Genomic DNA, 26,347 nt, shown 5'->3' with positions numbered 1-26,347 from the left:
CGGGTCCGGTGTGATCGGGTCGGTGGGCGGCCGGGAACCTAGCGTCGAAGGCGTCACCAGGAGGGAAGACCGGGTGCTGGATCGGCTCAACGCCGCGCTGGACCACCTCGAACAGCGGCTCGACCAGCCGCTCGACGTGGCCGCGCTGGCCCGGATCGCGGGCGTGTCGGAGCACCACTTCGGCCGGCTGTTCTCGGCGCTGGCCGGGCTGCCGCTGTCGGAGTACGTGCGCCGACGCCGGATGACGCTTGCGGGCGCCGACGTGCTCGCCGGCCGGGAGTCGCTGCTCGACGTGGCGGTCCGCTGGGGGTACGGCTCGAACGAGGCGTTCGCCCGCGCGTTCCGGGCCGTGCACGGCGTCGGGCCGACGCAGGCCCGGCAGGCCGGTGCGGTGCTGCGGTCCCAGCCCCGGATGTCCTTCCGGCTCGTCGTCGAAGGGAACACCAGCATGGACTACCGGATCGTGACCAAGGACGCCTTCCGGCTCGCCGGGCTGACGGCCCGGGTGCCGCTCGTGCACGAGGGGATGAACCCGCACATCGTGGCGTTCGTCAGGGGCATCGACCCGGCTACCGTCCGCCGCATCGAGGCGCTGTCCGACCAGGAGCCGCACGGGATCGTCAACGTCAGCGCCGAGCTGGCCGGTTCCCGGGACGAGGGCACCGAGCTGGACTACTGGTACGCGGCGGTCACCGGCGCGGACGTGCCGGACGACCTGCGCAGTCTGCCGGTCGAGGCCGGCGAGTGGGCGGTGTTCTCCAGTTCCGGGGCGTTCCCGGTGGCGGTGCAGCACCTGTGGCGGGCCGTGTTCACGTCGTGGTTCCCGTCCAACCCGTACGAGACCCGGCCGGGGCCGGAGATCTCGCGGGTGCGGGTCGCGGAGGACGGCGGCACCGCCGACGCGGAGCTGTGGATCCCGGTTCGCCGCATCTAGGGTCGCGCCACCGCCGCCGCTCGCGCCAGCGCGGCCGGCACGTCGTGCACGTGGTACGGATGCTCGCCCGGCTCGATCGCGGCGAGGAACATCGCGTACACGGCGGCCAGCCGCAGCGGCGCGACCGGCCGGAGCAGGTCGACGACCCGGTGCGGGTCGCTGCCGGGCACGTCGGCCCGCCACCGTCGCGCCCATGCGTCGACCAGCCGGGCGGCGACGCCGGCGTCGACGTCCTCGGTGAGGCGCAGGATGTCGAAGGCGGGGTGGCCGACGAACGAGTCCGCCCAGTCGATCACGGTCCGGCGCCGGTCGTCGCCGCGCACGTTGCCGGGGTGCAGGTCGCCGTGCACGAGCGTGTCCGGCAGGCCGCAGCCGGCGACCTGCCGGAGCCGCCGGTCGAGCCCGTCGAGCAGGCCGGCTGCGGCCGACACGTCGTGCCCGGCGAGCCGTTCCCGGATCCAGCCCGCCAGCCGCGCCCCGCGCAGGTCCGGCACCCCCGCCGCGACCAACTCGCCGACGATCCCGCACGCCCGCCGCTGCACCGCATGATGCTCAGCCGCGACGGCGGCCCGCTCGCCTTCCCCGGCCCCGTACCGGTCCGCACCCGGCACGTCCGCCAGCAGCATCCGCCCCTCCCTGTCGGCGGCGAGCACGACCGGCCCGTTGATCAAGGAGTTCGTGTCGTCTGGGAGATCGTCACCGACACCAACTCCTTGATCACCGGGGAAGCCCAGGACTGTGGGTTCGTGCCGGGCGAACGGGGGGAACTGCTTCAGCCACGCCGGGCCCTGGTCGGTGTCCAGGCGCCAGATGGCGGAGAGGTTCCAGGTGCGCTGCTGCGCCACCGCCGTCACCCGGCGGCCGAGCCGGCTCAGCTCGCCGGTCGCCCACGCGACGCTGCAAGCCGGACCGCCGGCCTCCGCCCACGGCTGGCGCAGCGGGTGCGGCGCGAGGTCCACGGTCGCCGGTTCCAGGGGTACGGCCGGTGCGTCGACTACCTGCGCCAGGTAGCGGACATGGCCGCCGGGAGGCGCGGAACGGTCGGCGTCGAGCAGCCGCAGCACCGTCACCTCCAGACCGTGGCGCTGCCGGACGGTGTCGACGATCGAGTGGACCTCCTGCCACCACGGCTCCGGCACGTCGAACGGCGGCAGCGCGCCGAGCGGACGGCCGGTGGCGTCGAGCAGGACCAGCGAGACGGTGCGGGACACGGCCGGACGGTATCCGGGCACCCCTACGGGAGGCGAGCGGATTGATCCGGGTCAGGTTCGGGACCGCTCCCCGATGTCCCGGGCACGGGCGCCCGGAACGCTGAGGCGATGAGCCTCCTCGATTCCCGCACACGTCCCACGCACCAGTGGCTACGCCCGGTCGCCGTGGCGTCTGCGGTGCTGCTGCTCGGCTACGGCCTGCTGCGCCTGCTCGACCGCCTGGACGGGCACAGCGACAAGGGCGCCTGGGCCTGGAACACCGGGCACACGCTGTTCCTGCTCGGCGTCCTCGGCTTCGCCGCGCTGATCGTCGGGCTGCACGGCCTGCTGCGTACCCGGTCGTCGCGACTGCGGACGCTCGACGACGTGGCCGCACCGGCCGGTCTGGTCGGCGCCGCCGCCTTCGTCTGGGTGATCCTCGGTGACCTGTTTCCGCGCTTCGCCGACGCGGTGCCCACGCCCGGCCTGGTGCTGTACGGCGGACCGCTGCTGTTCGAGCTGGGCCTGCTGGTGCTGCTGTACCGGGCGGCGGCGGCCCGGCTGCTGCCGGTGTGGGCGCCGGTGCTGGTGCTGGCCGGGTTCCTGGCGATCGCGGTGAACCTGAACCTGCTGCCCGTGGGCGCCGCGCTGGTGCTGGCCGGGCTGCTGCCGCTGCGCGTCACGCCCCGCCCGGTGGCCTGACCGGCGTCACCGCCAGACGGTCCGGCGGAGCCCCTTGTGACCGGCGCACACGTCGCGCTGGCCGCCGGTGCGGCTGATCGAGCCGTCGCGGCACTGCACCAGCCAGCCGCGGTCGGACCAGAACCCGGGTACGCACTCGAACCAGTCGCACACCCCGGCAGCCGGCCGGCGGATGCGCTGGCCGTCGCAGAAGTCGTACCCGAAGGGGTTCGCCGGTGCGCCGCAGCGGCGCTCGACCGGCGGCTGCGGCGTGCCGCGCGGCGGTGCGGGACGGACGCGGGACGGCTCAGGGCTCGTGCTGGGCCGGACCTGGACGGCGGGCGCGACGTGCGGCGGCGCGGGCGTGCCGGTGGCCCCCGGGGTCGCGGCGGCGGCGCGCTCCGAGCCGGCCCGGGTGGGCGGGTTGGACTCGATGAGCATCGCCGGCACGATCAGCGCGAGCGCCGCGCCGACCGCCACCGTCCGCCGGCCGCCGGGCACCAGCGCGGTGACGCGGGCCTGGGCGGGGCTGAGCACTGCGGGGCGTTCCGGCCGCGCCGCGGTGTGCTCCGCGATCAGCTCGTCCAGCTCGGCCACGACTGCGGCGCGCTGCTCGATCGCGTCGGCGAACGCCAGCGTGAGCGTGAACCGGAAGTCGGCCGCCGCGCCGGTGGGCAGCAGCAACCCGGAGGTACGCCGCCGGTCCAGCACCTGGATCAGGGTGACCGGCGCGCCGGGGTCGTGGGACAGGCCGGTCATCCGGCCGTACGCCCAGTCGCGCCGGCCGCGTCCGCCGAGCAGGACCAGGCGCCGGTTGGTGAGCACGGCGAGCCCGGCGTCGACCACCTTGACGCCCTCGGGGCGGCGGGGGCGCAGCGCGGGCGGGTCGGGGTCGACTGTCAGTTCGGGGGCGGGCAGCACGGCTGTGTGCCGGACCTCGACCAGTTGCGCGGCCGGGAGTGTCCAGAAGACCACCTCGCCGGGAGCCAGCTCCATCGGCAGGCCGACGCCCGCCTGAGCCGAGCCGTGGAAGGACACCGCGAGGGTACGCAGGCGGCGCAGCTCGTCGTCGCGGCGTCGCCACGCCTCGTCCGCGGCGCGGAAGGCCCGCTGTCGCCGCTCGTTCTGCCGGTGCGCCCACCGGTACCGCCATGTGGAACCCGTCGAATCAGTCTTCGTCACGCCGACTCCTCCGCCGCGCGAGCCCACCAATCGGGGTGTCATTCATGTCAACTGTGCGGCAGGGGTACGAAGACACGCGAAAGTCGCCAATTAGACCGATCGGCTGATTGACCTACACAATCGGCGGAAACTCCCGCGTCGATTCACGTTCCGTGCCACCGGCTCCCGGCGGTCCCGCTTCGTCATGCGCGCGCGTGGACACGTCGGTAACGTCAGCCGCAACGGCGGGGCGGAGCGCGGCCCCCGGGCGGCGAGGAGGTGCACCGGTGGGCGACCCGGCCGTGGTGGTGGGAGTGGACATCGGCACCACCAGTTCCAAGGCCGTCGCGTTCGACACCACCGGCCGGCAACTGGCCAGCCACTCGATCGGCTACCCGCTGGAGGAGCCGAACCCGGGCTGGGCCGAGCAGGACCCGGACCTCATCCACGAAGCCGTGATCGGCGTGATCCGCACGGTCGTGGACGAGCTGCGCGTACCGGTTGCGGGCCTGTCGTTCAGCACCGCCATGCACAGCCTGATCGGGCTGGACGCCGACGGCACCCCGCTGACCCCGTCGATCACCTGGGCCGACTCCCGCGCGAGCGCGCAGGCCGAACGCCTGCGGGCCGCGCCCTCCGGGCTCGCCCTGCACCGGCGCACCGGCACCCCGGTCCACCCGATGGCGCCGCTGCCCAAGCTGGTCTGGTTCGCCGAGCAGGAACCGAAGCTGCACGAGCGGGTCGCGCACTGGGTCGGCATCAAGGATCTCGTGCTGCGGCGGCTCGCCGACGCGCTCGTCACCGACCACTCGGTGGCGTCCGCCACCGGCCTGATGGACATCCACCGGCTGGCCTGGGACACCGAGGCGCTCCGCCTCGCCGGAATCACCGAGGAGCAGCTCCCCCAGCTCGTACCCACCACCCACGTGCTGCCCGGGCTCACCCCCGAGGCGGCCCGCGCCACCGGGCTGCCCGTGGACACCCCGCTGGTGGTGGGCGCCGGCGACGGGCCACTGGCGAACCTCGGGCTCGGCGCGGTACGCCCCGGCGTGGTGGCCTGCTCGATCGGCACCAGCGGCGCGATGCGGGTGATGGTGGAACGCCCCGGCGTGGACCCGCTCGGCGGTGTGTTCTGCTACGCGCTCACCGAGGACCGCTGGGTGGTCGGCGGCGCCATCAACAACGGCGGCATCGTCCTCCAGTGGGCGAACGACGCGCTCGCCCCCGAGCTGGGCGAGCACGCCGAGGAGGAGCTGCTCGACCTGGCCGCCACGGCGCCGGTCGGCTCCGGCGGGCTGATCATGCTGCCGTACCTGCTCAGCGAGCGGGCGCCGCACTGGAGCGCGCTGCCCCGCGGCGCGTACGTCGGGCTGACCCACGGCCACGGCCGGGCGCACCTGGTCCGGGCCGCGCTGGAGGGCGTCTGCCAGCAGCTCGCCCTGGTCCTCGCCTCGGTCCGGGCCGCCGGGAACGAGGTACGCGAGGTCCGCGCCAGCGGCGGGTTCGCCCGCAGCGCGCTGTGGCGGCAGATCCTCGCCGACGCGCTCGGCATGCCGGTGCGGTTCCCCGCCGGGCACGAGGGGTCCGGCTTCGGCGCGGCGCTGCTCGGCATGCAGGCGCTCGGCCTGATCTCCTCGATCGAGGTCGCCGCCGATCTGGTCCGGATCGAGGAGACGGTCCGCCCGGATCCCGCCTCCGCCGCCACGTACGCCGCACTGCTCCCCCTCTTCTCCGAGCTGTACGACGCCCTCGTACCCACGTTCGCGTCCCTGCGGCGGATGGCACCGAGCCTTCCGCCGGAACCACCACCCACCGCACCACCCCGCTGACCGACCGAAGGGCGTGATAGCCGTGGTCACACTGCTCGCCGCACCCGCGGAGCCGCTCACGAACGCCGGTGACACCCAGCTCGTCCTCGCGGCCCTGCTGGGCATCGCCGCGGTGGTGCTGCTCATCGCGTGGGGCAAGGTGCATCCGTTCCTGGCGCTGATCCTCGGCGCCGCGGTGCTCGGCGTGGTCGCCGCCGTACCCGTCGACAAGATCGTCACCTCGTTCAGCGGCGGCGTCGGCTCCACTGTGGGCGGCGTGGGCCTGCTGATCGCGCTCGGCGCGATGATCGGCGGCCTGCTGGCCGAGTCCGGCGGGGCGGACGGCATCGTGGAGCGGGTGGTCGGCCGGGTCTCCGGGACCGCGCTGCCCTGGGCGATGGCCGGTGTGGCCGCGCTTATCGGCCTGCCGCTGTTCTTCGAGGTCGGCGTGGTGCTGCTGGTGCCGATCGTGCTGCTGGTCTCGCTGCGGGTGAACGTGCCGCTGATGAAGATCGGCATTCCCGCGCTCGCCGGCCTGTCGGTGCTGCACGGCCTGGTGCCGCCGCACCCCGGCCCGCTGGTGGCGATCGACGCGCTCGGCGCCAACCTCGGTCAGACGCTCGCGCTGGGCCTGCTGGTGGCGATCCCCACGGTGATCATCGCCGGCCCGGTCTTCGGCAACTTCATCGCCCGGTACGTGCCGGCCACCGCACCGGCCGAGCTGCTGCCGACCCGGCGCGACGCGGCCGTCGACCGCAGCCCGACCCGGCCCGGTGACGGCCGGCTCGACGCCGACGGCGACCTGGTCACCGCGGACGACCTGGTCAACCCGGGCACCGGACGGCCCGGCGGCGCGATCGACGAGCCGGTCGGGCGGCGCTCGCGCCGGTCCCCGGCGCTCTGGGCGGCTGTGGTGACGGTGCTGCTGCCGGTGGTGCTGATGCTGCTGCGGGCGATCGGCGAGCTGACGCTCGGCGAGGACACCGCAGGCCGCAAGGCGCTGGACATCGCCGGCACCCCGATCATCGCCCTGCTGGCAGGCGTCATCTTCGCCATGATCTTCCTGGGCTACCGGTCCGGCTTCAGCCGTACCCAGGTCTCGGGTTTCCTCGGCGGCTCGCTGCCGCCGATCGCCGGCATCCTGCTGATCGTCGCCGCCGGTGGCGGCTTCAAGCAGGTGCTCGTCGACGCCGGCGTGGGCAACCTGGTCGCGAACGCCGCCGACGGTGCGAACCTCTCGCCGCTGCTGCTCGGCTGGCTGGTAGCGGTCGGCATCCGGGTCGCCACCGGCTCGGCCACCGTCGCCACCATCACCGCCGCCGGTATCGTCGCACCGCTGGCCGCCACGCTCCAGGGCCCCGAGGTGGCGCTGCTGGCGCTGGCCATCGGCTGCGGGTCGCTGTTCTTCTCCCACGTCAACGACGCCGGCTTCTGGCTGGTGAAGGAGTACTTCGGGTTGACAGTCGGGCAGACCATCAAGAGCTGGTCGGTGATGGAGACCATCATCTCGGTGGTCGGCTTCCTCGGCGTCCTGCTGCTCGACGTCTTCATCTAGCGACGGTCAGGGAGCCTCGACGCCGGAGATGCGGAACTTGTGCACCTCGGCGCCGAGGATCTCCGTCACCTGCTCGGCCTCCGGGCCGGAGCCCCGGAACGCCAGCAACTGCTCGTCGGACTCCCACCGCTCGTAGACGTTGATCCGGCCCGGCTCGACCAGGTCGGCGCTGACCGCGAAGTCGACGCAGCCGGGCGCGTCCCGGGCCGCGCGGACGGCGGCCTCGCAGGACGCCAGGTAGGCGTCCCGCCGGGCCGGATCGACGTAGAGGGTGCCGGCGACGATGAGCATGCCGGCCATCCTGCCACCCGCTCCCGGTCAGGACCGGGTGATCGCGTTGGCGTGGATCGCCTCGTTCAGGTACGCGGCCATCCCGGGCCGCAGCGTCTCGAAGTACGCGGTGAACCGCGGATCCGCCACGTACATGTCGGCCAGGCCGGTGTGGATCTCGTACGAGCAGTCGTACCACCACTTGGTGATGAGCTGCCGGTGCTCCTCGGCCAGCGCCATCGCCTCCGGGCCGTCAGCCGGCGCGCCCGAGTCCATCAGCGCGACGAACCGCCGCCCCCAGTCCTCGTTCTCCGCCTTGTTGCGCAGCCAATCCTCCTTCGAGTAGCGGCCCGCGCGCTCCTGCGACTGCCGGTACGCCTCGGTGCCGCCCCAGCGCTGCTCCGCCTCCTCGGCGTGCTCGTCCGGGTCGAAGTCACCGAACACCTCGAACCGCTCCTCCGGCGTCAACTGGATCCCCAACGTCCTCGCCTCCATCGCGTGTTCGATCGCCGCGACCATCTCCTGGAGCTTCCCGATCCGCCCGGACAGCAGCTCGTGCTGCCGACGCAGGTGCGCCACCGGGTCGGCGTCCGGATCGTCCAGGATCTCGGCGATCTCCTCCAGCGGGAACCCCAGCTCGCGGTAGTACCGGATGAGCTGCAACCGGTCCAGGTCGGCCTCGTCGTAGCGGCGGTAGCCCGCAGGCGTGCGCCCGCTGGGCCGCAGCAGCCCGATCTCGTCGTAGTGGTGCAGCGTCCGGACCGTCACCCGGGCCGCCCGCGCCACCTGTCCCACCGTGTACGGCATGGTTCCCTCCCTTCCGCGACCAAGACTCCCGCCTCCCGCTGCGTGAGGGTCAAGCCGGACAGCACGACGCCCCGACCAGGATCGGCCGGGGGCGTCGTCGGTACGGTCAGTTGGTGACCTTCTCCTTCTCGGGAGCGGCGAAGGTCGCGTTGGCCGGGGTGCGGAAGGCGTGCACCAGACCGGCGATCGAGAGCAGCAGGAGCAGACCCGCGCCGAGGTACAGGGCCAGGGCGCCCTGCTCGGCCTTGCGGCCGAACTCGCTGAAGCCGTACGAGGTGAGCAGCAGGCCGCGCAGCGTCTCGCCCTTGAACACGGTCTCCCGCTGGGCGCTCACCTCGGCGAGCTGCTTCTGAAGGTCGGCCAGGTTGGCGGCGTTGCTCTGCTCGGCCTGGGCCACCTGCGCCCGCAGCGCGCTCTGCGGCTCGCCCAGGTCGGCGTAGGTCTTGCCACCGGCCATGTTCTTCAGGTGCAGGCCGATGTACTCGTTGGCGTAGCACTCGGCCTGCTTGCCGGTGGTCATCTTCTGGCCGGCGTACTCGCGCAGGCAGTCCGACTTCTTCTCCTCGTCGGACAGCTTGTCCGCCGGGGTGAAGGTGATGTGCTGCGCGCCGAGCTGGTCGCGTACGTAGTCGTTGGCGAAGTTGGCGTTCGTCGTCAGGACGACGCCGACGACGAGCAGCAGGACCGCCAGGCCCAGCCCACCGATGCTGAACAGCAGATCGAGCGTCCGTCGCTTCATATCAAACTCCCGTGTGGAGGGTGTGTTCGTCTTGTTGACGAGAACCATCATGGCGGTGCCGGACCGCCGGTGAGCAGGGTCGAATCCCCTGTCCCGTCCGGGACCTTCGGCCCCCGTGGACCCGGGCCGGTCAGCGCTCGGCGCCGGCCCCGGACAACGCGGGGAGCAGGTCCGGCAGGGCGGCCGGACGGCCGTACCGCCAGCCCTGGCCCTGCCGGCAGCCGATCGCGGTGACCGCCGCGTGCTGCGCGACAGTCTCCACACCCTCGGCCACCACGGCCAGGTCGAACGCGCCGGCCAGCCGGTTCACCATCTCGACGGTGGCGTACGCGCGGGCGTCGCCGGCGTCCAGCCGGGACACGAACGACCTGTCGATCTTCAGCTCGGTGGCCGGGATACGGTGCAGGTAGCTCAGCGAGGAGTACCCGGTGCCGAAGTCGTCGATGGCGATGCGGATGCCGAGGTCGCGCAGCTGGGACAGCCGGTCGAGCACCGACTCGCTGCCCTCGATCAGCGCCGACTCGGTCAGCTCCAGGGTGAGCGCGCGGGGCGGCAGGCCGGCCGCGCCGACCGCGCCGGTGACAGTCGCGATCAGGTCCGGCCGGCACAGGTGGGCGGCGGCGATGTTCACCGCCACAGTCACGTCCGGCGCGTGCTCGCGCCAGGTGGCCGCGGCCCGGCACGCCTCGTGGATGACCCACCTGTCGATGGCCACGATCAGCCCGGTCTCCTCGGCCAGCGGCAGGAACCGCGCCGGGGTCAGCACACCCAGCCGGGGATGCCGCCAGCGCACCAGCGCCTCGGCGCTGCGTACCGTGCCGGTGTCCAGGTCGACGATGGGCTGGAACTCCATCAGCAACTGGCCCTCGTCCACCGCGCGGCGCAGGTCGGCGATCAGTTCGGCCCGGCTGACCGCCGACTCGCGCAGCTCCGGCGTGCACGTCCGGTACGCGGCCTTGCCTGCCGCCTTCGCCGCGTACATGGCGATGTCGGCGTCCCGGAGCAGGTCGGTGTGCGAGGTGTGCTGCGGCCCGTACTCGGCGATGCCGATGCTCGCCGACGGGTGGACGCCCAGATCCTCCTCGCCGGGCAGCGGTTCCAGGGCTGCCAGCAGCCGGACCGCGAGCCCTTCGGGTGACACCGGGCGCTCCCCTGCGACGAGCACTGCGAACTCGTCGCCGCCGAGACGGGCGATCATCCCGTCCGGGCCGACCGCGTCCCGCATCCGCTCCGCGGTGGTGGTCAACAGCCGGTCCCCGGCGGCGTGCCCGAACCTGTCGTTCACCTGCTTGAAGCCGTCCAGGTCGAGCAGCACCACGGCGACCGGCCCACCCCCGCGCAACGCCCGCCGCAGCCGCCGTACGAACGTCAGCCGGTTGGGCAGGCCGGTGAGCTGGTCGGAGTACGCGAGCCGGCGCAGCCGCCCGACCAGCCGCAGGTTCTCGTTCGCGGCCAGCCCCTGGCGCAGCGCCAGCACCCCGAGCAGGCCCATCATGCCGACGAAGACGACCTGCGGGGTCTGCCCGCTGGGTTGCCGCGACAGCAGGACCGCGACGATCGCACCGCCCACCGGCAGGTACGGCAGCGCGACCCGCCACCACGGCGGCAGCGGCGAGTCGACCACGTCGTCCTCGCCCTCCCCGTCGTTCGGCGGCGGATAGCGGGTGGCCAGGCCGACCAGCAGGTAGCTCAGCGGCCAGCAGACGTCGACCGGGTGCCCCGGCGTGTAGTCGCCGCGCGCGACCAGGGAGACGTAGACGGCGTCCGCGCCGGACCGGATCGCCAGGCCCGCACCGATCACCGTGAGCGCCCGCCACATCGGCCGGCCCGGACCGGCGACCGCCACGAGGATGGTGAGCTGCATCAGGTCGAACATCGGGTAGAGCAGCCCGAACGTCCGCATCGGGTCGGCCAGCTCGGCGTCGGTGATCCGGTGGAACACCACCACCCAGCCGATCGGGATGAGGGCCAGCCCGACGATGACCCCGTCGAGCAGGGTGCGGGCCCGGCCGATCACGCTGCGCGGGCCGGTGCGGGAGCAGAGCAGCGCGGCGGTGCCGGTGACGATGCCGGCGGCGAACAGGCCCCCCACCAGCGGCGTGTGGGGCAGGCCGAGCCCGCCGAGCCGTTCCACCGTCCACACCGCACGGCCGAGCGCGGCGAGGGCCATGGTGGCGGCGAGCAGTTCCCAGAACCGGCGCAACACGGCCGGCTGACGTCGCGCCGCGCCGGCGCAGAGCACTGCCGCCCAGCTCGACACCGCCATCGCGCCGAGGTCGCTCACCAGCGCCGCGCCCGGCAGACGGGCGGCCAGCCAGGCCATCTCCCCGAGTACGACGACAGCGGCCGCGACAAGTCCGACACGGCCGACGAGCGGATGACGGGCCGGCGCCGCGACGGCGAGGCTCACGTCGTGCTGGGATACAACGATGCGCTCCGGCTCTCTTCCAGACGTGCACCCTCGACGACGAGGACCGGACGACGGACGGCGCAAGCCTAGCCAGCGCCGGGGACTGCCGCCAGAGTCGACGACTGTCGGTCAGCGGACCGCAGGCGGGTGCCGGTAGAGGGAGACCAGCACGCCGTAGCGCGGCTGCCCCGGCGGCGCCTCCTCGGCCTCGCCGACCAGTTCGTCCAGCGTGGACCGCAGGCGCCGGGCCTGGGCCGGCGTGAGCCGCAGGTGTCGCAGGTGCACGAGCGGGTCGGGGTCACCGGCGAGTTCCTCGGCGTACGCCCCGAGCAGCGCGGCGGTGGCGCCCGCGTCGGTGTCAGCGCCGACGAGCCGGCGGAACGTGCGTTCGTGGTAGCGCTCGGTGCCGCCCCGGACCTGGCGGCTGTGCGCCGGGCGGACCATGCCGGCCTCGGTCAGCACCGCGAGGTGGTGGGCCACCGTGCCCTTCGCCGCGCCGAGACGGGCGGCGAGCTGGCTGAGCGTGGCGGGACCGGCTCCGAGCGCGAACAGCAGCCGGTGCCGGAACGGGTGGGCCAGCGCCTTGAACTGGGCCGGGTCGCGGATCTCCAGCGGATCGTCGGTCACCGCGAAAGCGTCTAGTTCTCTTGACGCTTTGTCAACCGGCTGCTCTACTTCTCCCCCACCGCGAGAACGGGGACTCGATGGATCCGGACCAGATCACCGCCATCGTCGAACGGGCCGCCGCGCTGGTGGCCGACGAGTACGTCCTGCCCGACGTCGCCGACCGGGTCGCCGGCCACCTGCGCGAGCGCCTGCGCGCCGGGGCGTACGCCGGTGCGGGCGACCCCGCCACGCTCGGCGCGCTCGTCACCGCCGACCTCCAGTCGGCGAACCGCGACCTGCACCTGCGGCTCAAGCACCACGACCAGCCGCTGTCCGACAGGGCCGACGACCCGACCGGGGAACACTTCGCGCGCCTCGCCGCGCTCGGCATGGGCGGCGCGACCCGGGTGCAACGGCTGCCGGGAAACGTCGGGCTGCTGGAGATCCAGCCGTACGTGTTCCCGCCCGACCTGGCCGGCGACGCGCTGACCGCCGCGCTGCGGCTGCTCGCCGGCACCGACGCGCTCCTGCTCGACCTGCGCGGCACCGAGGGCGGCAGCCCGGACGGGGTGGCGCTGCTCTGCGGCTGGTTCTTCGCCGAGCCGACGCACCTGCACACCATGCACGAGCGCTCCGGCGCCACCCGCCAGTTCTGGAGTGCCGCCTGGCTGCCGGTCCCCCGCTACGCGCCGGAGAAGCCGGTCCACGTGCTCACCGGTCCGGCGACGTTCTCCGGCGGCGAGGAACTGGCGTACGACCTTCAGCAGTTCGGCCGGGCCACAGTGGTCGGTGAGCCCACCCGGGGCGGCGCGCATCCCCGCGTCGGGCACCGGCTGCACCCGCACCTGGAACTGACGGTGCCGGTGGCCCGGCCCGTGCACGCGGCGAGCGGCACCAACTGGGAGGGCTGCGGCGTCACCCCGGACCTGGCGAGCCCGGCCGACGGGGCGCGCGACGTCGCGTACCGCCGGAGCCTGGAGGCGCTGCTCGCGGCGGACCCGGACCGGCCGACGGCGGCCGAGGCGCGGACGGCTCTCGCCGCCCTGGGCTGAGCCGCGCGGGTCAGGACCAGTCCTCCGCCGGGGCCGGGTCCTGCGGCGCGACGGCCGTGCCGGGCGGCCCGCCGTGCGTCCACGGCGTCTCCTCCGGCGCCGGGAACGCGCCGCCCGGCAGGAAGCCGTCGGACAAGCTGGTCAGGCAGATCCGCTCGCCCACCTCGGGCACGCTGCCGGGAGGCGCGGTCAGCCCCCGGCCCATCCCGCCGGACAGTTCCAGCACCACCTCGGTCTTGCCGTCGGCGCCGGGCGTCACGAACACGACCTTCGCCTTCTGCGCCGGGCGGGCCGGGGAGTACAGCGTCGCGCCCACCGGCATCGGCACCGGCTCGGTGGTGACCACCTGGATGCGCGGGCGCAGCACCGGCCGCTTGCCGGAGTCGTCCACCCGCGCCGGGTCGGCGAGCGTCACCTCGCCGACGAACGCCTCACCGGACAGCCGGTGCTCGGCCATCACCAGCGGATCGTCGTAGGCGCGCTGCACCGCCCACGCGGTCGACGCCCGTTCCAGCCGCTGCAACCGCAGCGCCGCCGCCACCGCGCCGTCGCGCCGCGGCTGCGGGCCGCCCCCGGCGTCGACGTGCTCGGCGTGCGCGGTGAACGCGTCCCGGTCACCGGCCCACCGGCCCGCCACCCGCGCGCCGGCCGGCAGCGCCCGCAACAGCCCGACGCCGCGCCACATCAGCTCCCAGGTGGGCGCGAGCTGGTCGCGCAGCAGGCCGGCGAGCTCGTCGTACGCGGCCGCGCGGGCCGCCGGGTCGTCCTCGGCCCGGGTGTACGCCTCGATCGCCGGGGCGAGCCGGCGGTTGTCGAAGTCCGGGTCGGTGGCCGGACCGGCCGGCGGGCAGTGTGCCGGGTCCTCGGCACGGGCCGCCGCCTCGGCGCCGGTCAGCCCGGCCGGCGGGTCGAGCCAGCCCAGCACCGCCGGCAGGTGCAGGTCCTCCACCACGCTCTGCCCGGTCGCCCAGTGCAACGTCAGCGCCTCGGTGAGCGCCAGCAACGCCGACGAGCCGGGCTGCTCGGCGCGCTCGGCGAAGAACGTCAGCCAGCGGCCGAGCAGCGGCACCGACTGGTGCACCGGATAGTCGCCGTCGGTACGGCGGAACCGGGTGGAACGGCCGAACAGCCGCAGGAACGTGATCCCGGCCGGGTTCGGCACCAGCAGTTGCGGCGCGTCGACGTACCGGTGGCGGACGTCGCGGCCCCGGTCCACCGGCACCGCCTCGGTCAGGTCGCGGAACTCGTCCAGGTACGGCAGCACGATCGCGGCCAGCTCGGCGGCGAACGCGAACCGCTGGTCCCGGTTGCGTGGCTGCGGTACCACGAGCAGCCGGGCCTCGTCGGGCGCGGCGCCGACCATCGCTGCGAGCGGGGCGTTCGCCTCACCGGCCAGCGCGAGCGGCACCAGCACCAGCGGCCGGTCGGACAGGTGCAGGTGGCGGACCGTGGCGACCGGCTGGGCCCGCCCGGTGGCGACCGCCTGGGCCCGGGCGAGTGCGCGGAGCGTACTCACGCGGGGTGTCCGGCGAGGGCGTCGGCGCGCAGGCGCGCGGCGGCCCGCAGCAGCGCGGCGGCCTCCGCCTGCTCCGGCTCGGGCGCGGTTACGCCCTCGGCGAGCGCCAGCACGTCGGCGACGTCCTCGACGCCGCCCAGCGCCTCACGGACCGGCCGGCCCAGCGCGCCGGTCTGCCCGCGCGCCTCGTGCCGGCAGAAGTACGCCAGCTCGCAGGCGGCCAGGCAGTCGGGTGCGTAGCGCGCGGGCACCTGGTGCAGCGCGGCGGCGAGCGTGGCCGGATCGGCCGCCGGGTCGACCGTGAACCCGGCCGGTACGGCGGCGAGCAGCTCCTCGACCCGGGCCATCCGGGCCAGCTGGCGGCGCAGCACCAGCAGTTGCCGGCGCACGTCGAGCAGGCTGGCCACCGGCTGGTTGGCGAAGTCGCGCGGGCAGACCAGCACCACCTCGTGCGACACCAGCTCCGGGTCGCGTCCCTCGGCGGCGAGCAGCTCGCGCAGCGCCAGCACGTAGACGGCGGACTGGATCGCGGCGGCGGCGACCTTGCCCGGGTCGGCCTGCCCGTCGATCACCGGGAACGACTTGATCTCCACGACGTGGAACCGGCCGGCCAGCCGCGCGGCGACCAGGTCCGGTTCCAGGTGCACCCGGGTGCCGGCCACGTCCAGGCCGAGCAGCGGGTGGTCGAACAGCGCCGGGCCGTCGCCGCTCGCGGTCAGCGCCGCCCGGGACCGTTCCGGCCGGTCGTCGTCGGCGCCGAGGTCGGTCCAGGTCGCGGCCTCCGGCACCGGTACGCCGAGCCGCTCCGCGACCAGGCGCAGCAGTTCCGCCCCGCCGTCGGCCTTGACCTGGGCCTCGAACGCGTTGCCCCGGGTGATCGCGAAACGGGACTGCCCGAACCGGGCCGGGAAGCCGAGCCGCTCGGCGAGCGCCGGCTTGTCCGCGCCAGCGCTGTCCAGCACGGCGCGGCGGGTGCAGCCGGGGTTGCCGGTCAGCGCGGCGATGGTACGGGCGTTGTGCCGCCGGGGCGGCCCACCACCCCGGATCTGCGCCAGCCGCTCCTCCATCCGATGAAGTGTAAGGAAGGGCCCCTTGTTAACGCCTCCGGTAGAGGAAGGGCCCCTTCTTAACACGGCGGTCAGATCTCCCTCAGGCGTCGCCACCACCAGCCCCTGCCCCGCTCCCAGTCGTTGACCGGCCAGGGCACCGGCACGGTACGGCGATGGAATTCCCGGCCGAGGGGCTCGACGACGCACAGCAGGTCGGCTCGGGCCGTCGGCGGCCGGTGCAGCACTGAGCGAGCAGTTCGCGATGGTTCTCCGGTTCGATACCGGGGTCGGGCCACCCCGTCAGCGGTCGGCGGAGCGGTTCCAGGGCGAGCGCGGGGACTGCGCTCCCGCCACCGGACGACGCCGGCGGCGGTGCCGGCGCCCGGGCGTGCAGGGTGGACGGGCAGCGGTGTGCACCGGCGGGGCGATCGGAGTGGCGGGCTGCCGGCCGATCAGCCAGCAGAGGAAGCGGGTCACCGGTCAGCCGACCGGGAGGCGCTCGGCCTCAGCGCGGGAGATGTCGTACTGGGCGCCGCAGAACGTGCACTGCTGCCCGTACCGGGTGCGCAGCGGGATCAGCGGGATGAAGAAGAGGCTGAACTTGGTGACCCGGCGGGTGATCACCTGGGCGGCCTGGTTGCCGCAGTTGCGGCAGACAGCGGTGACGACGCCGGACCGGACAACCTTGGTCCGCAGCCCGAAGATGAAGAACATCGCCCGGCATTACCCAACCGGCGCCCGTGTTAAAAGGGGCCCCCTCCTCTACCGGAGGCGTTAAGAGGGGGCCCTTCCTTACAGCCAGATGGGCTTCCAGTCCGGCACCTCGTGGAAGCGTCGCAGCTCGGCGAACCCGGAGACGATGCCGGTCCAGGCGCCGTACGGCGGGTTGCCCTCGTCGAAGCCGGACTGCACGAACGTCAGCTTCGTCCGGCCCTCGGACTCGTCCAGCTCCCAGGAGGTCACGCCGGTCGGTCCCCAGTCGATGGACAGCGCCCGCCCCGGCGTCACGTCGAACACCTTCGCGGCCTCACCGGCGTCGAAGCCGCCCATCGCGTACCGGCCGCCCTCCCAGGGCTCGATGCCGATCGGGTAGCCGAACCAGGCGCCGGCCTGCTCGGAGTCGGTGAGCGACGTCCACACCTTGTCCATCGGGGCGTCGATCAGCAGTTCGCCGCGCAGGTCGGCGGAGGTGAAGTCGGTACGCGGCAGCAGCGGCCGGCCGTCGAGGTGGTCGTTGAGGTTGGCGATCGCCAGGTACCAGAACGTCTGGAGCACGCCCCGGATGCTGCTGCCGCTCATCGCCTCCTCGAAGCTGAAGTGGCTCTGCCGCAGCGTGAGTACGGTGGCGTCGCCGTCGGGCTCCAGCTCGAACTCGGTGGTGGTCTCCACCCCGTCGAGCGTCCACGCGAAGCGCAGCGTCCGGTCGTCGGCGTGCAGCAGCCGCTGGTGTGGCGCGTCGCCCTCGGGCGTGTAGCGGCCCCAGAACTCGTACCGCCGGGGCAGCTCGACCTCGGCGTGCTCGGCCAGCCAGACGCGCAGCTCGGCGGCGTCGGTCAGGGCCCGGCGGACGGTCGCCACCGGGGCGGCGAGGCGGGCGCGGATGATCATCGGCTCAGTCATGCGTGTCGCCTTTCGGGTAGCAGGCCACGGCGAGCTTGAAGGCGTCTCCCTCGGCGCCGCCGTAGCGCGTGAACAGGTCCTGCAGCGTCGTCTGCAGGTCGTGCAGGAACTCCTGCCGCCGCTCGGCGGGCACCCGGATCTCGCCGGAGACGCCGATGGACGGCAGTTCGGGGGCGGTGCGGTCGAGCGCCGCGATGTCGGCCTGGACCTCCTCCATGAGGTCGAGCAGGTAGCCCAGGCTCAGCTCCTCGCGGGCCCGGCGGGTGCCGCCGATGCGGCCGACCAGGCGGGGCGAGAGCCAGTACGACCGGGCGACGGCCTGGTAGATGCCCTCGGTGATGCCGCGCACCTGCCGCTGCGCCACCTGCTCGGCCAGCCCGGCCGCGACGAGCTGCTTGACGTGGTAGTAGACGCGCTGCGGCGTCTGCTCCAGCCGGGCCGCGACCTCGGTGCAGGTGCGGGGCTCGGCGAGTTGCCGCAGCACCTCGATGCGCTGCGGCTTGAGCAGGACTTCGGCCTGCTCGCGCTGTTCCAGGTACAGGACGTCTCTCATGGCAAAATCAGTTTGTACGTACAAAACTTCTTTGTCAATGGCTTCGACGAAAGGCCGCGCGGTCCGCGCGGCCTTTCGTCGCTACGTCGAGTCAGGGCGTCCAGTCCGGACGCAGCGGGTACCCGTTCACCCCTTCCGGGCCGTTGTGCGTGGCGAGCACGTGGTGCAACTGGATGCCGTTGCGCTCGAACGCCAGCCGGGAGCCGGCCATGTAGAGCCCCCACACCTTCGCGGTGCCCGGCCCGACCTCGCCGACGCAGAAGTCCCAGTGCTCGACCAGGTTGCGGCACCAGCCGGCGAGCGTCAGCGCGTAGTGCTGGCGCAGGTTCTCCTCGTGGTGCACCTCGAACCCGGCGTCGTGGATCTCGCTGATCAGCCGGCCCGGACCGGCCAGCTCACCGTCCGGGAAGACGTACCTGTCGATGAACGCGCCGGAGCGGTGCGGCGCCCGGTTGTCGGCCCGGGTGATGCAGTGGTTCAGCAGCCGCCCGCCCGGCTTGAGCCGGGAGCGCAGCGCGCCGAAGTAGGCCGGGTAGTTGCGCACCCCGATGTGCTCGGTCAGGCCGATCGAGGAGATCGCGTCGAACTGCTCGCGCGGCGCGTCCCGGTAGTCCAGGTGACGCACCTCGGCCAGCTCGCTCAGCCCCTCCCGCTCGATCGCGGCGCGCGCCCAGTCGGCCTGCGCCTTCGACAGCGTCACACCGAGCGCCTTGACGCCGTACTCGCGGGCCGCGTGCCGGACCATGCCGCCCCAGCCGCAGCCGACGTCCAGCAGCCGCATCCCCGGCTTGAGCGCCAGCTTGCCGGCGACCAGGTCGTACTTGTTGCGCTGCGCCTCCTCCAGGGTGTCGCCGGGGCTGCGGAAGACCGCGCAGGTGTACGTCATGGACGGCCCGAGCACCTTCTCGTAGAAGGCGTTCGACACGTCGTAGTGGTGCGAGATCGCGGTGCTGTCCCGGATGCGCGAGTGCCGCAGGCCGGTCATCAGCCGCCGCCAGCGCGGCGCCGCCTCCTGCGGCGGGGGCGGCGGCGGGCGCAGCCGTTCCCAGCCCAGCCCTCGGACCAGCGCGAGCGCCTCGCTCATCGCCGGGATCCGCAGCGGCACCTCGTCCTTGATCACCCGCAGCGCCTCGTACGGGTCGCCCGGGTGCACCCCCTCCAGCCCCAGGTCGCCGCTGACGTAGGCCCGGGCCATGCCCAGGTCGCCCGGCGCGGTGAGCAGGTAGGACAGGCCCCGCTCGGTGCGGATCGCCAGGGTGATCCCGGCGTCGGCCGGGCCCAGCGTGCTGCCGTCGTAGCCGGTGACCCGGACGGGCAGGTCGCCGGTGGTGACCGCGCGGACCACGTCCGCGACTGTGGGTCCGGTACGCCGCCCGCCCGCCGGCGGGCCGGCCGGGGTGCTCGCCGCCCCCGGTGTTCGGTCGGTCAGACTCATGCTCGGGATACCGCCTTCTCGTACAGTCCGGTGAGTCGGTGGTCCGGGTCGTAGCGGTCCTTCACGGCACGCCAGGTGTCCCCGCCGTAGAGGCGGTCGAACTCCCCCCGGTCGTAGTACGCGTCGGAGTAGAGCGACTTGTGACCGCCCACCTCCGACACCATGCGCTCGATCTGGCGGTTGACGTCGCCGTCGGCGGCGCCCGCCGCGATGGCGACGCTTCCCCAGAAGCCGATGTTCACATACGTTTCGCCCGGTCGGAGCGGATATAGCGGCCACGCCTTCGCCGACCCGGGACCGGACGGCTCGCGCAGCCGCAGCGGGCACAGCCACACCGGCGTCATGCCCACGTTCGCGGCGAACCAGCGCAGGAACTCGGGCGTGCGGTCCAGCGGGACCTCCACGTCCTGCACCACCCGCTCCCGGGCCGGGCGGCCCCGCCACCTGTCGACCCGGGCGGCCACCTGGTGCCGGTGCTCCAGCCGCACGATCCGGTGGTAGACGTCGCTGCGCCGGTAGCGCCGCGGCCACAGCCGCCGCACCACCGGGTGCTGCACCCCGAACGCCGCCGAACACCAGAACCAGTCGGTGTCCCAGCGCCAGAGATAGTCGTACGCGGTGAGCGTGTCCCGGGTGCGCCGGCGCAGCGAGCGGTAGTAGATCTCCTGGCCGGTGTAGTCGGACGGGCCGTCGTCGGCCTCGTCGGTGAACGTGCCGAGCACGAGGTACGCCTCGCCGGGGCTGAACACCACCCCGTCCATGGCGTCGACCGGCTCACCGCCCCAGGCGCCCTTGGCGACCACCTCGCCGATCGCGTCGACCAGCTCCTCCAGCCGGGTGAACCGGATGTTGCGCAGTGACACGTACCGGCGGACCGGTTGCAGCTCGATGCGCAGCCGGGTCGCGTAGCCGAGGCTGCCCAGCGAGTTGGGGAAGGCGCGGTGCAGGTCGGCGTGCTCGCCCCGGGGCCGGGTCGTGACGATCTCCCCCGCGCCGGTGAGGACGTCCATCTCCAGCACCGACTCGTGCGGCAGGCCGTTGCGGAAGGAGGTGGACTCGATGCCCAGCCCGGTCACCGCCCCGCCCAGCGTGATGGTGCGCAACTGCGGCACGACCAGCGGCATCAGGCCGTGCGGCAGCGTCGCGTCGACCAGATCCTCGTAGGTGCACATGCCCTGCACGTCGGCGGTGCGGGCCGCCGGGTCCACGGCGAGCACCCCGGTCAGGCCGCTCACGTCCAGGCCGGGCGTACGCGGCGCGGAGCGGGGCCGGAACAGGTTCGAGGTCTGCTTGGCCAGCCGTACGGGTTCCCCGGCGGGCACCGCGGCGTAGGAGCGCCGCAGCGTGTCCACCGCCCGTTCATGATCACGGACAGCGTGCATGAGATCACCTTACGCTCGGGTACGACAATTCGTGGGATGTCCACGGTGGCCATTCCGCGACCGGCCGACGACGCGCGCGTTACCGTGACCGCCATGCCGAATCCCGCGCTCACCGCACTCGACGACGCCGGCCTGCCGTACCGGGTGATCCGCCACGGCCCGGTCGCGAGCCTCGCCGAGGCGGCTGCGGCGCGCGGCGTCGAGGTGCCCGACGTGGTCAAGACGATCGTGGTCCGCCGCGGCGAGGGCGACCTGCTGTTCGTGCTGACGCCCGGCGGCCGGGTGATCTCCTGGCCGAAGCTGCGCGCCCTGCTCGGGGTGAGCCGGCTGTCGATGCCCGACGCCGAGGCGGCGAAGGCCGCCACCGGGTACGCGCGCGGCACCATCACGCCGTTCGGCGCCACCACCGCCTGGCCGGTGGTCGCCGACGAGCGGCTGCGCGGCCGGGAGATCACGCTCGGCGCGGGCGAGCACGGCCTCGCCGTCGCGGTCGACGCGGACACCGCGCTGGCCGCGCTCGGCGCGACGGTGGCCGACGTGACGGACGAGGAGCCGACGCGCTGAGCGGTGGCCGGCACGCGCCCACCGGCATAGCGTGGAGGACATGCCGAAAGCCGTCTGGAACGACCTCGTCGTCGCCGAGAGCGACGACACAGTGGTGGTCGAGGGCAACCACTACTTCCCCCGTGCCGCGCTGCGCGACGACCTGATCCGGGAGTCCGACACCCACACGGTCTGCCCGTGGAAGGGCACGGCCTCCTACTACACGCTCGAACACGGCGGCGCCACCAGCCCGGACGCCGTCTGGTACTACCCCGATCCCAAGCCGGACGCGGAGATGGTCCGCGACCGGGTGGCGTTCTGGAAGGACGTCCGGGTCGTCGACTGAGTCACCGTGCCGCCGGGGCGACTGGCACCCGGCGGCCCCGGTGGGTCACTATGCCCCCATGGCCGACCCGCACTCCGACCCGTCCGGCACCGTCTACGGCGCCCGCCGCGCCCGTGGCGCCCGTGGTTTCCGGCTGCCCCAGGACCCGCTGATGCGGATCGCGCTGGGCGTCGGCGTGGCGGGCGTACTCCTCGGGGTCTTCTTCGCCACCGGCGTGCTCGGCGGCGGTGACGACCGGCCGGTGGTGCCGGCGGCGGCAGTGCCCACAGCGGAGCCGAGCGAGCCGAGCGCGGAACCGACGGCGGAGCCCACGCCGTCGTCGTCGCCCTCGCCGAGCGCGGCGCCGAGCACACCCGCCGCGCCGGTGGCCACGCCGAAGGTGATCCGGGGCGTGCCGTCCGGACGCTGCCTCGGCGTGACGGGCGACGAGGCCGAGGGCGCGCAGGCGGCGCTGGCCGACTGCACCGGCGGGCCGGAGCAGCAGTGGGTGGTCACGCCGGTCACGAACGACACCTACCTGCTCGTCAACGCGGCGAGCGGCAAGTGCCTGGACGTCAACGAGGCGAAGACCGACGACGGCGTCGACGTGCAGCAGTGGTCGTGCAACGGGCAGGCCAACCAGCAGTGGCGGTTCCAGCAGGCCGGTGACGGTGCGGCGCTGCTTGTGGCAGTGCACAGCGGCAAGTGCGCGCAGGTCGACGACGCGGGCACCGAGCCCGGCCGCGAGCTGGAGCAGGCGCCGTGCAGCGGCGCTCCCGAGCAGCAGTGGGCGGCCGGCTGACCGGTCGGCCCCGGTGGCGCCGACCCGTCAGCCGCGGTAGCTCCAGGCCCGTCAGCCGCGGTAGCTCCAGGCCCGCCGGCCCGCCGCCACGGGCAGCGCGAACGCGGGCTCGCCGGCGGGACGGCGCCGCAGCAGCAGCGACAGCCCGGCCGCGCCGACCGACAGCGCGCCCGCCACGTACCAGGCCAGCGCGTAGTCGCCGAGCCGGTCCCGGACCAGACCGGCGCCGGTGGCCGCCAGCGCGGCGCCGAACTGGTGCGCGGCGAACACCCAGCCGAACACCACGGCGCCGGACGCGCCGAACCACTCCCGGCACAACGCCACAGTCGGCGGGACCGTCGCCACCCAGTCCAGCCCGTAGAAGACGATGAAGACCAGCATGCTCGGCTCGGCCGTACCGGCGAACAGGCTCGGCAGCACCAGCAGCGACGCCCCGCGCAACGCGTAGTAGGCACCGAGCAGCAGCCGGGCGTCGACCCGGTCGGTGAGCCACCCGGAGGCGATCGAGCCGGCGATGTCGAAGAGCCCGACCACGGCGAGCAGACCCGCGGCTGTGGTCTCCGGCATGCCGTGGTCGTGGGCGGCCGGCACGAAGTGCGTACCGACCAGGCCGTTCGTGGTCGCGCCGCAGATCGCGAAACCGCCGGCGAGCAGCCAGAACGGCCGCGTCCGCGCGGCGGCGGCGAGCGCGCCGACCGCCCGCGCCGCGGCGCCGCCCTCCGGCCGGGCCGGCGGCACGACCTCGGTCGCGCCGTAGGCGGGCCGCCCCAGGTCCGCCGGATGCTCCCGCAACAACCACACCACAAGGGGTACGACCGCCAGCGCGGCCCCGGCGACGACGAGTGCCGCCGTGCGCCAGCCGTGGTCGCGCACCAGCACCGCGAGCAGCGGAAGGAAGACGAGCTGCCCGGCCGCGCCCCCGGCGGTGAGCACACCCGTCACCAGGCCCCGCCGCTTGACGAACCAGCGCCCGGTCACCGTCGCCACGAACGCCAGCGCCATCGAGCCGGTGCCCAGCCCGACGAGGACGCCCCAGCACAGCAGGAGCTGCCAGCTCTCGGTCATCCCCACGGTCAGGCCGCTGCCGGCGGCCACCAGCACCAACGCACCGGCCACCACCCGCCGGATGCCGAACCGGTCCATCAGCGCGGCGGCGAACGGCGCGGTGAGGCCGTACAGCAGCAGGTTGACCGACACGGCGGCGGAGATGGTCGCCAGCGGCCAGCCGAACTCGGCGTGCAGCGGGTGCAGCAGCACGCCCGGGGTGGCGCGGAAACCTGCGGCACCGACGAGCGCGACGAAGGCCACGGCGGCGACGAGCCAGGCCGGGTGCAGGCGGGATCGTGTCACCAATCGAGTCTCGGACCGGGCGGTTCCTGCGACGAGTGGCCGGAAAGCCATCGTGCGCAATAATCGGGCCATGTCCGTACCGCACCGGGTCGCCGTCCTCGCCCTCGACGGCGTGGTGGCGCTCGACCTCGGCACCCCCGCCCAGGTCCTCGGCGCCGCCCGCGCCGACGACAGAACCCCGCTGTACGCGGTGGCGACCTGCACCCCCGGCGGCCTGCCGATACGCAGCAGTGCCGGCTTCCAGGTCCTCCCCGACCACGGGCTGGAACTGCTGGAGCGCGCCGACACCGTGATCGTCCCCGGCATCCACTCCGGCTCGCCGCTGCACGACGGCACGGTGGCCGCCGAGGTGGCCCAGGCGCTGCGGGCCGCGTACGACCGGGGCGCCCGCGTCATGTCCATCTGCACCGGCGCGTTCGTGCTCGCCGCCGCCGGCCTGCTCGACGGCCGCCCGGCCACCACGCACTGGGCGTACGCGTCGCGCTTCCGCCGCCTGCACCCCGGCGTACGGCTCGACCCCGACGTGCTCTTCGTCGACGACGGCCGCGTGCTCACCTCGGCCGGGGTGGCCGCCGGAATCGACCTGTGCCTGCACGTCGTCCGCACGGACCACGGCAGCGCGGTGGCCAACCGGGCCGCCCGGCGCTGCGTGGTGCCGCCGTGGCGCGACGGTGGGCAGGCCCAGTACATCGAGCGGCCGGTACCCCGCGGCGCTGACAACGGCACAGCGGCCACCCGCGAGTGGGCGCGGCAGCGGCTGCACGAGCCGGTGGCGCTGCGCGAGATGGCGGCGCACGCGCGGATGAGCGTCCGAACGTTCACCAGGCACTTCCGGTCCGAGACCGGGCTCAGCCCGGCGCAGTGGCTGCTCCAGCAGCGCACCGAGCACGCCCGGGTGCTGCTGGAGACGACGGATCTGAGCGTCGACCGGATCGCCCGGGACGCGGGTTTCGGCACCACTGCCGCGCTGCGACAGCACTTCCACGCGCGGGTAGGCGTATCCCCCACCGCCTACCGCCGCACGTTCCGCCACCCGTCCCCTGCGACGTCCCCCGCCCCGCCCGCGCCCGCTTCCGTCGATCTTGGAGTTGTGGCGCCTGGAAGGCCAGGCATGTCGGAGTTGTCCACTGCCACAACTCCATGATCGATTGTCTGCCGGTCAGGCGAGGTGGGGCTGGCGGCGCAGGGCGCGGAGCTGGGCCAGGTGCAGCGGCAGGTGCACGCGGATGTGCAGGTCCAGCGCCCTGCCCCAGGGCAGCGAGTCGTCCACGTCCAGGTCGAAGCCCTCGCGCAGCACGGTGTCCACCGGCGTCTCCGCCGCCGGGCCGAGCCGCTCCGCCAACGCGCACAACTTCTGGCTGGTGGCCCGGAACAGCGCGGCCAGACCGTCCAGCCCGCCGCACTCGGAGACGAGCGCGTCCAGTTGCGGCCGGTGGATGGTGTCCAGGTCGTAGTACGCGAACGGCGAGCCGGCCAGCACCGCCTCGGTCGCCTCGCTCATCAGCTCGTCGTTGGCGGCGAGGTGCGCGACGATCTGCTCGGCGCTCAGCTGACCATCGGGCGGCGGCCCGAACCCGCCCGCGTCGATCTCCGCGAACAACTCCTCGTACGCCTGCCGCAGTGCCGGGGCGTCCACCTCGTCCATGCCCCGCATCCAACCCTCGCAGCCGCTGCGGGCACCCCGGCTACCGTGCCCGGTTCACCCAGACGCGTGAAGGCCGGCACCCCGTTGGTTCGGGGTGCCGGCCTTCAGCTTGGTCTCACTTGTTCTCTTAGCTGTTCCAGTGCTGGGCGACGAGGTCGGCGGCCTGCTGCTCCCACTGGGCGTAGTGGTCCGGGTAGGCCGACACCTGCACGGTCTGGGCGGCCTTGGTCAGCGGCATGTCCTGCCAGCCGTCGACCTGCTTCAGACCCTTCAGGAACGCCGTCGTGGAGTACTCCGGGTCGGTGATCTGCTCGACCGTGCCCCAACCGCTCGACGGGCGCTGCTGGAACAGGCCCTGCGAGTCATGGTCGTTACGGTCACCGAGGTGGCCGAGGTTCTCCAGCTTCGACTCCTGCAACGCCGTAGCGATCGACACGACAGCGGCACGCTCGTCCATGCCGGCCTTCTTCGTCGCCGCAATGATCGCCTTCACGTTCTTGGTCTGCTCGTCGTTCAGGTCGATACGCGACTGATTGCCCTGCACACCGTGCGGGATCAGCTTGTCACCCTGCACCGTCACCGCAACCGGCTTGGTGTGGGTGGTGTCCGCCGCGTGAGCAGCCACCGGACCGGCGAACACGCCACCGGTGAAAGCCAGACCAGCAACACCCAGAATGCTCTTACGCAGAATCGTGTTCATGGAGGGCTCCATTCGGGGGATCGACGCCCACACCGACAGGGGGGCCGGCGCGGGTGCGAGCACCGCCAGGCGCTCAAGAAAGTCTTCGGGGGATCCGGCTGCTCGCGAGGGCAGGGGGGTGCCTCGTCGCGGCGCCGGAAGCATGTTCAACGACCCGCCACCCGCCACCATTCCCGGAGGCTCAACACGCCACCGGAGAGCAGGCGCGGGGGTT

At 73.6% G+C, this 26,347-nt stretch carries 26 protein-coding genes; 9 read left to right on the top strand and 17 right to left on the bottom strand.

Features of this window, described 5'->3' with window-relative positions; translation table 11 throughout:
- The first annotated feature begins 73 nt into the window (after window positions 1–73).
- Window positions 74–934 carry an AraC family transcriptional regulator gene (locus tag FB454_RS29175; protein ID WP_013284273.1) on the top strand — a complete coding sequence of 287 codons (861 nt, stop codon included), beginning with the start codon at window positions 74–76 and terminating at the stop codon, window positions 932–934.
- Here FB454_RS29175 and FB454_RS29170 read toward each other — a convergent pair.
- Window positions 931–2,145: an aminoglycoside phosphotransferase family protein gene (locus FB454_RS29170; protein WP_145823891.1), complete on the bottom strand. Its 1,215-nt coding sequence runs from the start codon at window positions 2,143–2,145 to the stop codon at window positions 931–933. The genes FB454_RS29175 and FB454_RS29170 overlap by 4 nt on opposite strands.
- Window positions 2,146–2,253: 108 nt before the next feature.
- Here FB454_RS29170 and FB454_RS29165 point away from each other — a divergent pair, with 108 nt between their 5' ends.
- Window positions 2,254–2,826, top strand: a complete 573-nt coding sequence (locus tag FB454_RS29165; protein WP_114919526.1) for a hypothetical protein — start codon at window positions 2,254–2,256, stop codon at window positions 2,824–2,826.
- A gap of 6 nt (window positions 2,827–2,832) precedes the next feature.
- Here FB454_RS29165 and FB454_RS29160 read toward each other — a convergent pair whose 3' ends face one another.
- Entirely contained in the window at window positions 2,833–3,987 is a 1,155-nt protein-coding gene (locus tag FB454_RS29160; RefSeq protein WP_145823890.1) for a hypothetical protein, read from the bottom strand.
- 266 nt (window positions 3,988–4,253) lie between these two features.
- Between FB454_RS29160 and FB454_RS29155 the strand changes: the two genes are divergently transcribed.
- Both FB454_RS29155 and FB454_RS29150 read left to right on the top strand, forming a co-directional pair.
- A complete protein-coding gene (locus tag FB454_RS29155) occupies window positions 4,254–5,795 on the top strand; it encodes a gluconokinase (protein ID WP_145823889.1) in 1,542 nt (513 codons plus the stop codon).
- Between the two features lie 22 nt (window positions 5,796–5,817).
- On the top strand, window positions 5,818–7,329 hold the full coding sequence (locus FB454_RS29150; RefSeq protein WP_145823888.1) for a GntT/GntP/DsdX family permease: 1,512 nt from the start codon (window positions 5,818–5,820) through the stop codon (window positions 7,327–7,329).
- Between the two features lie 6 nt (window positions 7,330–7,335).
- On the opposite strand, the gene FB454_RS29145 is transcribed toward FB454_RS29150, so the two are convergent.
- The 5 genes from FB454_RS29145 to FB454_RS29125 form a co-directional block, all read right to left on the bottom strand.
- Window positions 7,336–7,620 (bottom strand): putative quinol monooxygenase, encoded by a 285-nt coding sequence (locus tag FB454_RS29145; protein ID WP_013474158.1) that lies wholly within the window; start codon window positions 7,618–7,620, stop codon window positions 7,336–7,338.
- Window positions 7,621–7,647: 27 nt separating this feature from the next.
- Window positions 7,648–8,406, bottom strand: coding sequence for a MerR family transcriptional regulator (locus FB454_RS29140; protein WP_013474157.1), 759 nt, complete (start codon window positions 8,404–8,406; stop codon window positions 7,648–7,650).
- Between the two features lie 106 nt (window positions 8,407–8,512).
- Window positions 8,513–9,145, bottom strand: coding sequence for a hypothetical protein (locus FB454_RS29135; RefSeq protein WP_071096614.1), 633 nt, complete (start codon window positions 9,143–9,145; stop codon window positions 8,513–8,515).
- A gap of 130 nt (window positions 9,146–9,275) precedes the next feature.
- The gene (locus tag FB454_RS29130) at window positions 9,276–11,555 is read right to left on the bottom strand and encodes a putative bifunctional diguanylate cyclase/phosphodiesterase (RefSeq protein WP_225319768.1); all 2,280 of its coding nucleotides are present in this window, start codon (window positions 11,553–11,555) and stop codon (window positions 9,276–9,278) included.
- A 129-nt stretch (window positions 11,556–11,684) separates the two neighbouring features.
- The gene (locus FB454_RS29125; RefSeq protein ID WP_013284263.1) at window positions 11,685–12,182 is read right to left on the bottom strand and encodes an ArsR/SmtB family transcription factor; all 498 of its coding nucleotides are present in this window, start codon (window positions 12,180–12,182) and stop codon (window positions 11,685–11,687) included.
- Between the two features lie 77 nt (window positions 12,183–12,259).
- Between FB454_RS29125 and FB454_RS29120 the strand changes: the two genes are divergently transcribed.
- Complete coding sequence (locus FB454_RS29120) at window positions 12,260–13,213, top strand: S41 family peptidase (RefSeq protein ID WP_145823887.1); 954 nt, start codon at window positions 12,260–12,262, stop codon at window positions 13,211–13,213.
- Window positions 13,214–13,223: 10 nt separating this feature from the next.
- Here the strand turns inward: FB454_RS29120 and FB454_RS29115 are convergent, their stop codons facing one another.
- From FB454_RS29115 to FB454_RS29085, 7 genes are all read right to left on the bottom strand, one after another.
- The gene (locus FB454_RS29115; protein WP_030273009.1) at window positions 13,224–14,729 is read right to left on the bottom strand and encodes a hypothetical protein; all 1,506 of its coding nucleotides are present in this window, start codon (window positions 14,727–14,729) and stop codon (window positions 13,224–13,226) included.
- Window positions 14,726–15,796 carry a hypothetical protein gene (locus FB454_RS29110; RefSeq protein ID WP_013284260.1) on the bottom strand — a complete coding sequence of 357 codons (1,071 nt, stop codon included), beginning with the start codon at window positions 15,794–15,796 and terminating at the stop codon, window positions 14,726–14,728. The genes FB454_RS29115 and FB454_RS29110 overlap by 4 nt, the downstream gene beginning before the upstream one ends.
- A 462-nt stretch (window positions 15,797–16,258) precedes the next feature.
- Window positions 16,259–16,492 (bottom strand): zinc-ribbon domain-containing protein, encoded by a 234-nt coding sequence (locus FB454_RS29105; protein WP_013284259.1) that lies wholly within the window; start codon window positions 16,490–16,492, stop codon window positions 16,259–16,261.
- Window positions 16,493–16,570: 78 nt separating this feature from the next.
- Window positions 16,571–17,398, bottom strand: a complete 828-nt coding sequence (locus tag FB454_RS29100) for an SRPBCC family protein (protein ID WP_013284258.1) — start codon at window positions 17,396–17,398, stop codon at window positions 16,571–16,573.
- Window positions 17,391–17,951, bottom strand: a complete 561-nt coding sequence (locus FB454_RS29095; RefSeq protein ID WP_145823886.1) for a winged helix-turn-helix domain-containing protein — start codon at window positions 17,949–17,951, stop codon at window positions 17,391–17,393. Before FB454_RS29095 ends, FB454_RS29100 begins: the two co-directional genes overlap by 8 nt.
- A gap of 91 nt (window positions 17,952–18,042) precedes the next feature.
- Window positions 18,043–19,386 (bottom strand): class I SAM-dependent methyltransferase, encoded by a 1,344-nt coding sequence (locus FB454_RS29090; RefSeq protein ID WP_013474152.1) that lies wholly within the window; start codon window positions 19,384–19,386, stop codon window positions 18,043–18,045.
- On the bottom strand, window positions 19,383–20,768 hold the full coding sequence (locus tag FB454_RS29085) for an FAD-binding oxidoreductase (protein WP_114919518.1): 1,386 nt from the start codon (window positions 20,766–20,768) through the stop codon (window positions 19,383–19,385). Before FB454_RS29085 ends, FB454_RS29090 begins: the two co-directional genes overlap by 4 nt.
- A gap of 93 nt (window positions 20,769–20,861) precedes the next feature.
- Between FB454_RS29085 and FB454_RS29080 the strand changes: the two genes are divergently transcribed.
- Genes FB454_RS29080 through FB454_RS29070 form a run of 3 tightly spaced genes read left to right on the top strand, consistent with a single transcriptional unit; the run spans window position 20,862 to window position 22,438 of the window.
- Entirely contained in the window at window positions 20,862–21,332 is a 471-nt protein-coding gene (locus tag FB454_RS29080) for an aminoacyl-tRNA deacylase (RefSeq protein ID WP_114921202.1), read from the top strand.
- 40 nt (window positions 21,333–21,372) lie between these two features.
- A complete protein-coding gene (locus FB454_RS29075; RefSeq protein ID WP_013284253.1) occupies window positions 21,373–21,657 on the top strand; it encodes a DUF427 domain-containing protein in 285 nt (94 codons plus the stop codon).
- A 58-nt stretch (window positions 21,658–21,715) separates the two neighbouring features.
- Window positions 21,716–22,438 (top strand): RICIN domain-containing protein, encoded by a 723-nt coding sequence (locus tag FB454_RS29070; protein ID WP_145823885.1) that lies wholly within the window; start codon window positions 21,716–21,718, stop codon window positions 22,436–22,438.
- Between the two features lie 51 nt (window positions 22,439–22,489).
- Here the strand turns inward: FB454_RS29070 and FB454_RS29065 are convergent, their stop codons facing one another.
- Window positions 22,490–23,788, bottom strand: coding sequence for an MFS transporter (locus FB454_RS29065; protein WP_030273015.1), 1,299 nt, complete (start codon window positions 23,786–23,788; stop codon window positions 22,490–22,492).
- 70 nt (window positions 23,789–23,858) lie between these two features.
- On the opposite strand from FB454_RS29065, the gene FB454_RS29060 reads away from it, so the two are divergent.
- Window positions 23,859–24,932, top strand: coding sequence for a GlxA family transcriptional regulator (locus FB454_RS29060; protein WP_186461672.1), 1,074 nt, complete (start codon window positions 23,859–23,861; stop codon window positions 24,930–24,932).
- Between the two features lie 15 nt (window positions 24,933–24,947).
- Here the strand turns inward: FB454_RS29060 and FB454_RS29055 are convergent, their stop codons facing one another.
- Window positions 24,948–25,442 carry a hypothetical protein gene (locus FB454_RS29055; RefSeq protein WP_145823883.1) on the bottom strand — a complete coding sequence of 165 codons (495 nt, stop codon included), beginning with the start codon at window positions 25,440–25,442 and terminating at the stop codon, window positions 24,948–24,950.
- 118 nt (window positions 25,443–25,560) lie between these two features.
- Window positions 25,561–26,133 carry a hypothetical protein gene (locus FB454_RS29050; RefSeq protein WP_145823882.1) on the bottom strand — a complete coding sequence of 191 codons (573 nt, stop codon included), beginning with the start codon at window positions 26,131–26,133 and terminating at the stop codon, window positions 25,561–25,563.
- Between the last annotated feature and the right edge of the window lie 214 nt (window positions 26,134–26,347).

This window comes from Micromonospora sp. CNZ297, assembly GCF_007827625.1.
The sequence above is the reverse complement of the archived record's forward strand: the minus strand, read 5'-3'. Positions and strand labels throughout refer to the sequence as shown.

Bases quoted from the DNA above. Each gene is read 5' to 3' on its own strand.
- FB454_RS29165 (WP_114919526.1), top strand. From the start codon at position 2,254: ATGAGCCTCCTCGATTCCCGCACACGTCCCACGCACCAGTGGCTACGC.
- FB454_RS29145 (WP_013474158.1), bottom strand. From the start codon at position 7,620: ATGCTCATCGTCGCCGGCACCCTCTACGTCGATCCGGCCCGGCGGGAC.
- FB454_RS29140 (WP_013474157.1), bottom strand. From the start codon at position 8,406: ATGCCGTACACGGTGGGACAGGTGGCGCGGGCGGCCCGGGTGACGGTC.
- FB454_RS29135 (WP_071096614.1), bottom strand. From the start codon at position 9,145: ATGAAGCGACGGACGCTCGATCTGCTGTTCAGCATCGGTGGGCTGGGC.
- FB454_RS29120 (WP_145823887.1), top strand. From the start codon at position 12,260: ATGGATCCGGACCAGATCACCGCCATCGTCGAACGGGCCGCCGCGCTG.
- FB454_RS29110 (WP_013284260.1), bottom strand. From the start codon at position 15,796: ATGGAGGAGCGGCTGGCGCAGATCCGGGGTGGTGGGCCGCCCCGGCGG.
- FB454_RS29105 (WP_013284259.1), bottom strand. From the start codon at position 16,492: ATGTTCTTCATCTTCGGGCTGCGGACCAAGGTTGTCCGGTCCGGCGTC.
- FB454_RS29100 (WP_013284258.1), bottom strand. From the start codon at position 17,398: ATGACTGAGCCGATGATCATCCGCGCCCGCCTCGCCGCCCCGGTGGCG.
- FB454_RS29095 (WP_145823886.1), bottom strand. From the start codon at position 17,951: ATGAGAGACGTCCTGTACCTGGAACAGCGCGAGCAGGCCGAAGTCCTG.
- FB454_RS29090 (WP_013474152.1), bottom strand. From the start codon at position 19,386: ATGAGTCTGACCGACCGAACACCGGGGGCGGCGAGCACCCCGGCCGGC.
- FB454_RS29085 (WP_114919518.1), bottom strand. From the start codon at position 20,768: ATGCACGCTGTCCGTGATCATGAACGGGCGGTGGACACGCTGCGGCGC.
- FB454_RS29080 (WP_114921202.1), top strand. From the start codon at position 20,862: ATGCCGAATCCCGCGCTCACCGCACTCGACGACGCCGGCCTGCCGTAC.
- FB454_RS29075 (WP_013284253.1), top strand. From the start codon at position 21,373: ATGCCGAAAGCCGTCTGGAACGACCTCGTCGTCGCCGAGAGCGACGAC.
- FB454_RS29070 (WP_145823885.1), top strand. From the start codon at position 21,716: ATGGCCGACCCGCACTCCGACCCGTCCGGCACCGTCTACGGCGCCCGC.
- FB454_RS29060 (WP_186461672.1), top strand. From the start codon at position 23,859: ATGTCCGTACCGCACCGGGTCGCCGTCCTCGCCCTCGACGGCGTGGTG.
- FB454_RS29055 (WP_145823883.1), bottom strand. From the start codon at position 25,442: ATGCGGGGCATGGACGAGGTGGACGCCCCGGCACTGCGGCAGGCGTAC.
- FB454_RS29050 (WP_145823882.1), bottom strand. From the start codon at position 26,133: ATGAACACGATTCTGCGTAAGAGCATTCTGGGTGTTGCTGGTCTGGCT.